General features: G+C 68.2%; 12 protein-coding genes. 3 read left to right on the top strand and 9 right to left on the bottom strand.

The features are described from left to right. The first annotated feature begins 52 nt into the window (after positions 1–52). Positions 53–769 (top strand): hypothetical protein, encoded by a 717-nt coding sequence (locus Q0907_RS02535; RefSeq protein ID WP_299341180.1) that lies wholly within the window; start codon positions 53–55, stop codon positions 767–769. A 496-nt stretch (positions 770–1,265) separates the two neighbouring features. Here Q0907_RS02535 and Q0907_RS02540 read toward each other — a convergent pair whose 3' ends face one another. The 9 genes from Q0907_RS02540 to Q0907_RS02580 all read right to left on the bottom strand — a co-directional run bounded on the left by Q0907_RS02540 (position 1,266) and on the right by Q0907_RS02580 (position 10,547). After that, entirely contained in the window at positions 1,266–2,852 is a 1,587-nt protein-coding gene (locus Q0907_RS02540) for an EAL domain-containing protein (RefSeq protein ID WP_299341183.1), read from the bottom strand. Positions 2,853–3,024: 172 nt separating this feature from the next. Beyond that, the gene (locus tag Q0907_RS02545; protein ID WP_299341186.1) at positions 3,025–3,552 is read right to left on the bottom strand and encodes a lipocalin family protein; all 528 of its coding nucleotides are present in this window, start codon (positions 3,550–3,552) and stop codon (positions 3,025–3,027) included. 1 nt (position 3,553) lies between these two features. Further along, on the bottom strand, positions 3,554–4,636 hold the full coding sequence (locus Q0907_RS02550) for a cyclopropane-fatty-acyl-phospholipid synthase family protein (RefSeq protein ID WP_296279101.1): 1,083 nt from the start codon (positions 4,634–4,636) through the stop codon (positions 3,554–3,556). After that, complete coding sequence (locus Q0907_RS02555) at positions 4,633–5,430, bottom strand: DUF1295 domain-containing protein (protein ID WP_299341189.1); 798 nt, start codon at positions 5,428–5,430, stop codon at positions 4,633–4,635. The genes Q0907_RS02550 and Q0907_RS02555 overlap by 4 nt, the downstream gene beginning before the upstream one ends. Next, a complete protein-coding gene (locus Q0907_RS02560; protein ID WP_299341192.1) occupies positions 5,427–6,677 on the bottom strand; it encodes a cyclopropane-fatty-acyl-phospholipid synthase family protein in 1,251 nt (416 codons plus the stop codon). The genes Q0907_RS02555 and Q0907_RS02560 overlap by 4 nt, the downstream gene beginning before the upstream one ends. Further along, positions 6,674–7,465 (bottom strand): DUF1365 domain-containing protein, encoded by a 792-nt coding sequence (locus Q0907_RS02565; RefSeq protein ID WP_299341195.1) that lies wholly within the window; start codon positions 7,463–7,465, stop codon positions 6,674–6,676. Before Q0907_RS02565 ends, Q0907_RS02560 begins: the two co-directional genes overlap by 4 nt. Beyond that, complete coding sequence (locus Q0907_RS02570) at positions 7,462–8,745, bottom strand: FAD-dependent oxidoreductase (protein ID WP_299342600.1); 1,284 nt, start codon at positions 8,743–8,745, stop codon at positions 7,462–7,464. The genes Q0907_RS02565 and Q0907_RS02570 overlap by 4 nt, the downstream gene beginning before the upstream one ends. Positions 8,746–8,747: 2 nt before the next feature. After that, entirely contained in the window at positions 8,748–9,698 is a 951-nt protein-coding gene (locus tag Q0907_RS02575) for an acyl-CoA desaturase (RefSeq protein WP_299341197.1), read from the bottom strand. Positions 9,699–9,764: 66 nt separating this feature from the next. After that, complete coding sequence (locus Q0907_RS02580) at positions 9,765–10,547, bottom strand: hypothetical protein (protein ID WP_299341200.1); 783 nt, start codon at positions 10,545–10,547, stop codon at positions 9,765–9,767. Positions 10,548–10,791: 244 nt separating this feature from the next. Here Q0907_RS02580 and Q0907_RS02585 point away from each other — a divergent pair, with 244 nt between their 5' ends. Further along, positions 10,792–11,316, top strand: a complete 525-nt coding sequence (locus tag Q0907_RS02585) for a sigma-70 family RNA polymerase sigma factor (protein ID WP_299342602.1) — start codon at positions 10,792–10,794, stop codon at positions 11,314–11,316. Continuing rightward, entirely contained in the window at positions 11,313–11,981 is a 669-nt protein-coding gene (locus Q0907_RS02590) for a ChrR family anti-sigma-E factor (RefSeq protein ID WP_299341203.1), read from the top strand. The genes Q0907_RS02585 and Q0907_RS02590 overlap by 4 nt, the downstream gene beginning before the upstream one ends. Positions 11,982–11,985: the final 4 nt, after the last annotated feature.

Consider the following 11,985-nt stretch of genomic DNA (forward strand, 5'->3'; position numbering starts at 1 on the left):
TTGAGAGCTCCGCATCTTCGGGACGGCGGATAGGGATCGCTCGGGGAGTCCGATGTACTCGAAAGAGGATTTCAAGCGGATGTTCGCTGCGCTGGATGAGAGCGATCTCATCCAGCGAGGCCTCGGCCCGCTGACGCAAGAGGCGCGCGAGGCGCTCACCCAGTTGCTGGCAGAGCGTGGGCTGGCAGGGCATGCGCTCGACCTGAAGGTAGCGGAGGTCAGGCGGTCCCTGTTCGAGCGCAGTGGCGTGACCAACCACTGCGACTACTGCGGGAAGTCCGTCATTCTCCAGCCCGTGAGGCGCGGCGCCCAGAAGTTCTGCAGCCAGCGCTGCAGCGAGGACTCCATGCTGTCCGCGCGGGCGGCGACACTTGCTCCCGACCTCGTCTACCAGCATGCAATCGCCATGAAGTTCGGCGAATGTCCATGCTGCCATCGTGGCGGCCGGACCATTGAAGTGCGCGACGCTTATCACGTGGTCTCGCTGATATGGATATACAGATACTCTGAAACCGACCAGCTCTGCTGTCGCGAGTGCGGGAGCAAAGCGAACGGATGGGCGGCGGCTGTGTGCGCATTGACGGGCTGGTGGTCGGTGTTGGGCCTGTTCTCTACCCCCTACGTCATCATGAAGAACCTCCTGGCTGTGTACCGGCGGAGAGACGGCATCGAGCCTTCTCCCAAACTCCTCTACCGGGCGCAGCTGGACCTTGCGCGCAAACTGCCGGCGCTGCCCGACGCCGCCAGCCTCGGCACTTCCGCGCGCTGACCCCAGCGCTCCCTCGCTCAGCCGGTCCAGCAGCGGGACATCCTTCTTGACCGGTGCCCATGCCGGCGCCATGGGTGCCATAACGAGGCGTCGCCGCGTACGGGCGGCGGCGGCCGGATGTGTCATGCTTGCCGTCGTCTCAACGACTGGAGTACACGTGATGGCCAAAGGCCTGGACAAGAAGAAAGAGACGAAGAAGAAGCCTGCGAAGACCCTGAAGGAAAAGCGGGCGGAGAAAGGCGAGAAGAAGGCGACGCGCGGATTCGCGCCCACCTGATCCGGATATCTGCACTGAGGTTCGATCCCGGGCGAGCATGGCGGACCCGGGAGGTGCGGGGTGGTGTACGCGGCGAGGGGCCGGACACTCCCATTCGCGCATGATCCATCCGTTCGTGCCAAGCGCATCCAGCGCGCGTCAGCGCCGTGCGGGGTGTCCGCATCCGGTCAGGCGACGCGCGCAGCGGCGACGCGCCGCGTATACCGGCCCTGCATGGGTTCAGGGCGAATCCGCGCTGCCAAGGCGCGCCAGCTGCTCCTCCAGTTCCACCTGCCGCGAGATGTCGGTGAACACGCCGAACCAGCCGCGGCTGCCGTCCTCCATGGTGCGGCGGATCGCACGACTGGACACCCAGCGCCAGCGATCATCGAACCAGCGCAGGCGGAACCGCGTCTCGAAGGTGTCGCGCGCGTGCACGGCAACCAGCCATTCGGCGCGCACGCGCACGCGGTCTTCGTCTTCCATGCGTGCATACCAGGTCGCCAGTCGCGCTTCCATGGTGCACCCTTCGGGTTCCTGCGGCGCCGGGCTGATGTAGGTCAGCGCGCCATCGCCGTCGCTCACCCACGCCACGTTGGGCCCGAGTTCCACTGCGCCGCGATAGATCGCTTCCCGCGCCCGCATCTCTTCCTCCGCGTGCTTGCGGTCGGTGATGTCGATGGCGACCACCGACACGCCGATGGGCTGCGCCATCTCGTCGGTCACGCGCGTGCCGACCACCAGGAAGGTTTCTTCACGGTTCGGGAAGCGGAATTCGACGCGGGAGATGTCGCCCCTGTCCAGGATCCGCTGCGATGCCTGCATGATCCATGCCGCGATGTCGGGCGTGTAGACCTGCTGGACATGCGCATCCACGATCTCGCGCAACGGCCTGCCCACCATGTGCGCGAACTGCGTGTTCGCCGCCGCGTAGCGCATGTCCGTGTCGAGGAAGGCCAGCCCGACGGGCGCATTGGTGTAGAGGGAGGACAACTGGTGCTGCCGCAGCCACGGCGACAACGGCCGTGACGCGGGCGACGCAGCGTGCACGGGCGCGTTGGCCAGCAGGTGCGCCACGGCGTCGCCCGGCATCGGCCTGCCCGTCAGCCAGCCTTGTGCGAAATCGCAGCCCAGCTCGCGCAGCACGTCCGCCTGGGCGTCGGTCTCCACGCCTTCGGCGACGATCGGTACGTCCAGGCTGTGTCCCAGCCCGATGATGGCCGAGACCACCTTGCGGCTCTCGCGGTCGCTCGCCAGGCGCCGGATCAGGCTGCCATCGATCTTCAGTTCGTCGAAGCCGAAACGGCTCAAGCGCACCATGCTGGAGAACCCCGTGCCGAAATCGTCCAGCGCCACGCGCACACCATGCGACTTCAGGTAACCGAACGCACGCTCGGTCGCGGGTTCGTCCTCGACCAGCTCATCCTCAGTCATCTCGATGCAGATGCGATCCAGGGAAAACGACGATTCGGACATCGCTTCCAGCAGCAGGCGCACGGCGGGCGCGTCCTGCAGCAGCGAAGGCGGCACGTTGAATGCCAGGCAGAAGTGGCCAGGCCATGCGCTGGCCTCGCTGCAGGCGCGGCGCGCGAGATTCAGGGTCAGCAGTGGCAGCAGCGATGCCTGCAGCGCGATGGGGATGAAGTCTTTCGGCGGCACGTCGCCGAACGCGGGATCGTGCCACCGTGCCAGTACTTCCAGTCCGTGGATGGCGCCTGTCCGAAGGCAGACGATCGGCTGGTAGGCCGGGAATATCTTCTCGTGGCAGACCGCATCGGCGATCCGCTCACGGAGCATGTTGGCCGTGTGAAACGGTGGCGTCGCCATGCAGCCCCCCTGTGCAGCCTCGCCGGACAGCCCCGTATCGCCGGGGAACCTTTCCCCATCGGCCGTGGAAGGCACGACTTGAGCGACACCGACCACCTTAGCGCGCGTCGTCGTGCGACGAAAGCGCGTCCCGGCCCGAGCTCACGTAAGGGCGGTTACATGGCTGTGGTGCTCATTGCGGGACGCGGCGGATCTTCGATACGTCGTAGCCCAGCGCTTCGATCTGCCGGATGCGCGCCTGGTAATCGGCGTCGGGAATCTGCGGCGTGCGCGCCATCAGCCAGACGTAATCGCGCTTGCTGCGGCCGACGATGGTCTGCTGGTAATCGGCATCGACCCAGGCGATGACATATTCGGCCTGGATCGGCCAGACGAACTGCATGTCCCAGACCGCGCCGCCTCCGTCCGGCTTCACCGTGCCAACCGGATGCATGGTTTTCTCCGGACCGTCCAGCGCGCCCTTGCGGAAGCGGAACGTGGTCTGGATGCGGCCGTCCGGCATGCGGGCGTAGGACTCGACCGCCTTGTAGGCCTCCCGCTCCGGGAAGGAGGGGATGTGGGCGATGACGTACCAGTCGCCCATGAAGCGGTCCACGTCCACCGGTGCGGCGGTCGGGATGGAAGGCTTGACGTTGCCGGAGCGGCATGCAGCGGTCGTCGCGACGACCAGTGCGAGTACGAGAAAGGGCAGGGTACGCATGTCAGTGCCCCCGCGCCGGACGCTGGAACCGGTAATGCGCCACCAGCCACTCCTGGCCGTTGCGGTAGCCGAACAGCTCCGCGCACGCCATCCAGAACATGCGCCAGCGCTGGTTCCACAGCGCGGCGGCATCGCCATACGCCTCGCGCAGCACGCCCATCACCGCTTCGCGGTTCGCGTCGTGCCGGGCCAGCCAGTGGTTGGCGGTGCGCTGGTAATGCGTGCCGTCGAGCAGCCAGCGCTCCTGCAGGTGCAGGTGGTCCTGGAAGAACAGCAGCAGGTCGGCCGACGGCATCATGCCGCCGGTGAAGAAGTGCCGACCCATCCAGTTGTCTTCCCCCTGCGTCTCGAAGGGATACATCAGGTGGCGGTGGACGAAGATGTGCACGAACAGCGCGCCGCCCGGGCGCAGCGCATCGTGGATGCGGCGCATCAGCGCAGCATGGTTGCTGACGTGCTCGAACATCTCCACCGACACGCAGCGGTCGAACGCCTGCGGTTCCAGTTGCAGCTGGTTCACGTCGCAGGTGATGACGCGCACGTTGCGCAGGCCGCGCTCGGCGCAGCGCGCTTCGATGAACTGGCGCTGCGAGTTCGAGTTGGACACGGCGGTGATGCGCGCGTTCGGATAGCGCGCGGCCATCCACAGGGTCAGCGAGCCCCAGCCGCAGCCCAGCTCCAGGATGTCCTGCCCGTCGGCCAGCGCGGCTCGCTCGCCGTACAGCGCCAGCATCGCCTCTTCGGCCTGGTCGAGCGTTTCCGCGCCGGTCGGGTAGTAGCAGCTGCTGTACTTCAGCCGTCCGCCGAGGCAGTGACGGAAGAAATCGGCCGGCAGTTCGTAGTGCTGCCGGTTGGCGGCATCGGTATGCACGGCCAGCGCGCCCTGGCGCAAGGCGCGCAGGCGGTGCGCCAGCAACGCGGATTGCGCTTCCTGGCCGCCTTCGCTCTCGTCGCGCAGTCGCTGGGCGCACAGCTGGCGGATGCCGGCGCGGATCGCCGCATCGGGCAGCAGGCCACGTTCGGCCAGGCCCAGCAGGCCCGGGGCAGCCTTGTCGGCAGCCAGTTCTTCCACCATCGCGTTCATCGTGTCGCCTCCTCGGCGGCGGGTTTGGGAAACCAGGGGAACAGCATCGGCGTCGTACGCTGGTACTCGCGGTAGTCGTCGCCGCGCGTGCGCAACGCCTGCGCTTCCGTGTACGGGATGCCGCTGATCCAGCGCAGGAACACGTACATCACCACCGGCCCGCACCACGACAGCCACGCCCACGGCGAACCGACGGCGAGCGCGATGTAGGCGAACCAGTGCAGCCACTCGAAGAAATAGTTCGGATGGCGCGAATACCGCCACAGCCCGTCTCGGCAGGTCTTCCCGCGGTTGCCGGGGTCGGCACGGAAGCGTGCCAGCTGGCGGTCGGCGATGGCCTCGCCGGCCACGCTCGCGATCCAGATCGCCATCGCCAGCACGAGCCACGGCCATGCAGTGTCGACCGGGCTGCGCGCGGCCGCGGCGAAGGGCAGTGCGAACAGCACCACCAGCAGTGCCTGCGCCATGAAGAACAGGAACAACTTGCCCTGGTGGCCTTGCCAATGCTCGCGGAGGTACCGGTAGCGGCCGTCTTCGGGCTCGCTGCGCACGCGGTGCCAGAGATGCAGCGCAAGGCGCGCACCCCAGGTCCCGCCCAGCACGGCAAGGACGGCGCGGGCCTGCCAGGCGCCGTCGCCCAGGGCGGCCAGCAGCACCGCCGCGCCGCCCACGCAGGCCGACCAAAGCACGTCGACGATGCCGGTGTTCTCGTGCCGTCGCTGCCACCGCCAGCCCAGCGTCATCACGACGGCAGCGAGCACGGCGACCAGTACCAAGGCGAGGAGGGAGCTCATGCGGCCTCCGACACGTGGCCGGGGCGCGCCATCAGCACGTGCGACACGCCGATGGAACGCTCGAGGAAACCGCCTTCGCAGTACGCCAGGTAGAACTCCCACAGACGGATGAAGCGCTCGTCGAAGCCCTGCGCGCGTACCTCGGCCAGGCGGGTCATGAAGCGACGGCGCCATGCGCGCAGCGTGTACGCATACGACAGGCCGAAGTCTTCCTGGTGCACCACCTGCAGGTCGCTGGCCCGTGTCTTCGCGGCATACATCGCACTGAGCGACGGGATGAAACTGCCAGGGAAGACGAAGCGCTTGATGTAATCCACCGAATCGCGCGCCTGCGCATAGCGGTGGTCTTCGATCGTGATCGCCTGCAGTAGCGCCCGGCCACCGGGGCGCACCAGGCTGCCCAGCTTGCCGAAGAACGTCTCCAGGTACTGCGCGCCGATCGCTTCTATCATTTCGATCGACACCAGCTTGTCGTACTGACCCTGCAGGTCGCGGTAATCCTGCAGCAGCAGCGTCACCCGGTCCTGCAGGCCGGCGGCGGCCACGCGGGCGCTGGCCAGCGCGTGCTGTTCGCGCGAGATCGTGGTCGTGGTGACGTGGCACCCGTAGTGCCGTGCCGCGTGCAGGGCGAAACCGCCCCAGCCGGTGCCGATCTCGACCACGCGATCGCCCGGAACCAGCGCCAGCTTCCGGCACACCGCATCGAGCTTGCGGTACGACGCGGTGTCCAGGTCGTCGTCCGGCGAGGCGAACATCGCCGACGAGTACATCAGGTCCGGCGACAGGAACAATGCGAAGAAATCGTTGCCCAGGTCGTAGTGCGCCGCGATGTTTCGACGGCTGCCTTCGCGCGTGTTGCGGCGGAGCGCATGCCAGCTGCGCAACGCCCAGCCACCGAGCCGGGCGAGGCCGCCTTCCATGCCGTCGAGCAGTGCGCGGTTGCGTACCAGCAGCCTCACCAGTCCCACCAGGTCGTCGCAACGCCACTGGCCTGCAATGTACGCCTCGCCGGCGCCCACGCTGCCCTGTGCGGCGACCGCGCGATAGAACGCGGCATCATCGATCCACAGGTGCACCGCGGGCAGCGCGTCGCCACCGGTCCGGCCGAAACGGTGCTCGCCCAGCGCATCGCGTACCACCAGCATGCCGTGGTCCAGCGCGTCCAGGCGCGCCAGCAACTGCGAGCGCAGCAGGCGGTCGAGCGCGCCGTAGGAAGAAACGGCAGTGACGTCGGCGATCTCGTTCATGGGGTCTCGCGGGCAAGGGAAGGGTGGTCGTGGACGGGTGTGCGCTTCAGCCACAGGCGCAGTGCCTGCCAGTGGATGCCGGTCATCACCTGCGCGGTCATCAGGGGGTAGCGCCACAGCACGCGCGCCAGCGAGGCGCCGTCCAACGGGCGCCTCTGCAACGTCAGCGTGGCGTCGAAGGCGCGCTGGCCTTCGCGTTCGACCTGCATGTGCACGCGCAAGGCGTCGTCGGGCGTACTGAAGCGCCAGTGGTAGGCGCACGCCATGGGCAGGAAGGGCGAGACATGGAAGGCCTTGTCGAAGCCCCATTCCCAGCCGTCGCCTTTCGGCACGCCGTCGCGAACGGGCAGCACGTAGCTGTGCCGCTCGCGCCAGGGCGTGTTGGTGATCTCGGCAAGCACGGCGTCCAGGGTGGTGCCGTCGGGCTGGAAGCAGTAGTAGAAGCTCACCGGGTTGAACACGTAGCCGCCATAGCGCAGATGGGTCAGCAAGCGGACCGGACCTTGCGGGCGATGGCCGGTTTCGCGCGCGACGCGATCGCGAACGGCCTCGGCCAGGGGCTGGTCGTGGGGCGACAGGTAGTCGCTGCGACGGAATTCGGCCAGGTTGCGGCGATTCACCGACCACAGCCAGCGTCGGTCGAAGATGCGTTCCACCTCGTCCAGGTCCAGGTAGAGCTGCGCCATGCGGTAGCGGAAGGCGTGCGGGCGCGGCGCATGGCGCCGATGGCGCACCCATCCTTCGTACACCGCGCTGGCGAGGTCCGCCTTGGCCGGCCCGGCATTCATGCCGGTACCGGTGCGTCTTCGCGGATCACGGGACCCGCCGCGTGCCGGGCCTCGAATGCCTCGACCAGCGCGCGCGCGCTGCGGATGCCATCCTCGTGGAAGCCCCAGCCCCAGTACGCGCCGGCGAACCAGGTACGCCGCACGCCCTGGATCTCGGCCTTGCGCCGCTGCGCCGCCACCATGGCATGGTCGTACACCGGGTGCCGGTAGTGCATGCGTCGCAGGACGCGCGCCGGATCGATGGCCTCGCTGCGGTTGAGCGTCACCACGAACGGCTCCGGCGAGTCGATACCCTGCAGCAGGTTCATGCAGTAACTCACCGTGCAGGGCGCGGCGGGATCGGCGGGAAGATGGGCGTTCCACGCGGCCCAGGCCTTGCGATGGCGGGGCAGCAGGCGAGCGTCCGTGTGCAACACGGTGTCGTTGGACTGGTAGCGGATCGCGCCCAGCACGCCACGCTCGCGCGCGTCGGCATCGTGCAGCAGGCGCAGCGCGTCGTCGCTGTGGCAGGCCATCACCACATGATCGAAGCGTTCGGTGCCGGTGGCGGTCATCACGCCCACGTGTTCCTCGCAGCGGAGCACGGAATGCACCGGCGTGGAGACGCGCTCGCGCACCTCCCACCGCCGGCGCAGCGCCTCCACGTAGGTCGCCGAGCCCCCCGTCACCACGCGCCACGGCCGGCGTTCGCCGAGCGTCAGCATGTGGTGGTTGGCCATGAACTGCACCAGGTAACGGGCCGGAAAGGCGAGGATGCCCTGCGGCGGCGACGACCACAGGGCCGAGGCCATGGGCACCAGGTGCTCGTCCCGGAAGGCGGCGCCATAGCCGCCCTGACGAAGGTAGTCGCCGAGGGTGGGGCCCGGATCGTCGCCCTCGAGCAGCGCGGGTGCTTCGCGATAGAAGCGGGCGAGGTCGCGCAGCATGCCCCAGAAGCGCGGCGACACCAGGTTGCGGCGCTGGCAGAACAGCGTGTCCAGTGACGTCGCGTTGTATTCCAGGCCGCTGCGCGCGCTGTGGACGGAGAAACTCATCGTCGTCGGTTGCGACGCCACGCCGAGTTCGTCGAACAACCCGCACAACAGGGGATAGTGATCGGGGTTGAACACGATGAAGCCGCTGTCGATGCGGTATTCGCGGCCCGCCTGCGCGACGGTATGCGTATGCGTATGGCCACCGAGGTAGTCGTTGGCCTCGAACAGCGTCACCTCGTGTTGCTGCGACAACCACCAGGCCGAGGCCAGCCCGGCGATGCCCGATCCGATGACCGCGATGCGCATGCTCAGCGCCTCGCCTTGGCCAGTACCCACGCGGGCACCGGCTTGAGATCGCGCACCAGCCCGAACAGCGCCATTGCGCGCAGGCCGTACCAGGTCAGGTCGATTTCCCACCAGCGGAATCCCTGCCGCGCGGTGCCGGGAAAGAAGTGGTGGTTGTTGTGCCAGCCCTCGCCGAACGTCAGCAGCGCCAGCCACAGGTTGTTGCGGCTGTCGTCGCGCGTATCGAAACGGCGGCGGCCGAAGCGGTGCGCCAGCGAATTGATGGTCACGGTGGCGTGGAACAGCACGACCGTCGAGACGAAGAAGCCCCAGACCAGCATCTGCCCGCCGCTGGTGCCGAGGTGCGGCGCCACGCGTTCCAGCAGCGCACCGACACCGTACAGCGCGGCCGCCAGCAGCACCGGCACGACGGTGTCGTAACGATCCAGCCAGCGCAGTTCGGGATAGCGCGCCAGGTCGGGGATGCGCGACCAGTCGGTGCGGAAGCCGCCCCGCGTCAGGAACCAGCCCGCATGGCTCCACCAGAATCCATGCACGGCGGGGGAATGCGGATCGGCCGCGGTGTCGGCATGGCGATGGTGGTTGCGATGGTGCGCCGCCCACCACAACGGACCGCGCTGCACGCTGGACGCGCCGATCAGTGCGAACACGAACTGCAGCACGCGCGACGTGCGGAACGTGCGGTGGGAGAAATAGCGGTGGTAGAAGCCGGTGATGGCGAACATGCGTACCGCGTACAGCACCGCGGCCACGATCACCGCCACCGGGGATACGCCGACCCAGAAAACGGCCAGGCAGGCCAGATGCATGCCGATGAAAGGGGCGGCACGCAGCCAGTCGATCCGGTCGCCACCATCCTCGTGTTCCTGCGCCGCCTGGGTGTCGAACCAGCGTCGCAGCGCCGGCAGCACACGGGGCGCCGGCGGGTGAGTGGGGGAATCGCTGGCCGGCATCAGGAGGTCTCGATCGCTTGAATCCCTAGTACGACCGAACGCGCGCTTTGGATGCGTGAAGACCGCTCACCCGCAGCGGCCGACCAGTGGCGTGGCCAACGCATCGCGCAGTGCACGCGCATCCGCCGCGGCGGGCGGCTGCGGGAACACGATGCGTACGTCCTGGTGCCGGCCCTTGTCGTCGCGGATGGTGGCGATGCCGGCGAATTCCAGCAGGCGCTGGTCCGCATTGGCGTAGGTCAACTGCATCGTCGGGGCGACGAAGCCGTACCAGCGATCCAGCTTCATCGCCATGCGCTGGGCGGGGATGCCGTTCCAGCGCACGACCTCGCCGGGATCCAGCTTCACCGGCATGAAGTCGAACCGGCTGGGCAGCAGGAACGGTTGGGTCACGTCGCGTCCCGCGCGCAAGGCGTTCCAGTGCAGCCGCACGCTGGCATCGAATCCGGCATCGATGACCGCCCCGGCAGGCACGGCCAGCGTGCGCTCCTTCGCAGGTGCGCCCGCCTTTTCCCTGACATAGACCACCCGCCCGCGCTCGCTGCTGCGCACCCCCTCCCGGTAGCCGTCGCGCGCATCCTCGAAATCGAAGTCCGGCGCCTGTGCGGTCGCGCGGTCCACCACCGTCTTCCGTGCGAAGGCACGGCCATCGGGGCACCGGTAGAGAACCAGCCGCCGGGCGCTGCCTTCCTGCCGGTAGCGCCAGTGGGACTCGCGGTACAGCACGGTATCGCCCTGGCGGGCGTAGGCGGTCGCCTCCTGCCGCAACACGCCCGTATCGGGGCGCGCGGCCGGGCTGGCCAGCATCAGGGCGGCGAAGAGGGGCAGGATGGCCAGGGGACGGGTCATGGGAGCGTGCCGAAGATGAACGGGCTCCTTCTTACGGCACGCACTGCGGGACGGATGCCAGGACAACGTGCGCCCCCTGCATCCGAGTGCCGGTCATCTTCGTAGAGAGCGTCATCACGAACCCAGCGGGACCTGGCATACCATGCCCACCGACCTCACAAGGAGACCGTCGCCCCTGCGGGCGGCACGTCCGGTGTCCACCGTTACCCCCGCCACGCGCGATGTCCACGACTGGACCGGCGACATGCTCGCCGTGGCCCGGCAGCGCGACCGCACCTGTTTCATGCGCTTGTACGATCATTTCATGCCGCGCCTTTGCCTGTACCTGCGCGGCCTGGGCAATACCGAAGCCGTGGCCGAGGAACTGTCACAGGAGGCGCTCCTGCGCCTGTGGCAGCGGGCCGCCATGTACGACCCCCAGCAGGGCGCGGTGTCCACCTGGCTGTTCCGCATCGGCCGCAACCTGCATATCGACCGCGTGCGGCGCGAGCCCGGCTGGGTACAGATCATGGAAGACGCCGGTCCGGCCGTCGACGAAGAGCTGGCGCGCCCGTTCAGTTCGGCCGAAGACCATGCCGAGCATGCCCATCTGCAGCGCCGCATCGAGGACTTGCCCCCCGTGCAGGCGCGCCTGATGCGCATGTCCTACTTCGAGGCCAAGAGCCACCAGGAGATCGCCGACGAGCTGCAGATGCCGCTCGGCACCGTGAAGTCGCACCTGCGCCGCGCATTCCTGCGGCTGCAGGGCCAAGTACGAGGTCAGTCGTGAACCCGCACCATCATCTCGATCCTTCCACCGTGGTCAGCTACGCCGCCGGCGCACTGGCGGTCGAAGTGGCGATCGTGGCCGCCACCCACCTGGAGACCTGCGCGCATTGCCGCGCGCGCGTGGAAGACGCCGAGCGCATCGGCGGGCACCTGGTCGAACAGCAGCAGCCGGCCGTCGCCGCCGGCGACCGCCAGGCCGAGCTGCGTGCGTCCATGTGGTCGCGCCTGGACGAGGCGCCCGCGACGGCGACCGTACCGCCCCCGCGCGCGCCGTATGAGGACGACGACCGCCTGCCGGCACCGCTGCATCCGTATTTCGGCACCTCGTACCGCGCTTTGAAATGGCGCTGGATGGCGCCCGGCGTGCATTGCATCCGCGCCCCCAACACCAAGACCGGCACCCTGCTGATGCTGAAGATCGGCCCGGGCCGCAGCATGCCCGTGCACAGCCATGGCGGCACCGAACTGACCCAGATCCTGCGCGGCGCCTACCACGACGCGCTGGGCCAGTTCGCACCCGGCGACGTGGCCGACCTGGACAGCGATGTCGAACACCAGCCGGTCACCGTGCCCGGCACGGCCTGCATCTGCGTGTCGGCCCTCGACGCCCCGCTGCGCTTCCCCGGCTGGCTGGCGCAGCGCCTGCAGCCGTTGTTCAAGCTGTAGCGCC

This window comes from uncultured Pseudoxanthomonas sp., from assembly GCF_947498795.1.
In the GTDB taxonomy this organism is placed as follows: Bacteria; Pseudomonadota; Gammaproteobacteria; order Xanthomonadales; family Xanthomonadaceae; genus Pseudoxanthomonas_A.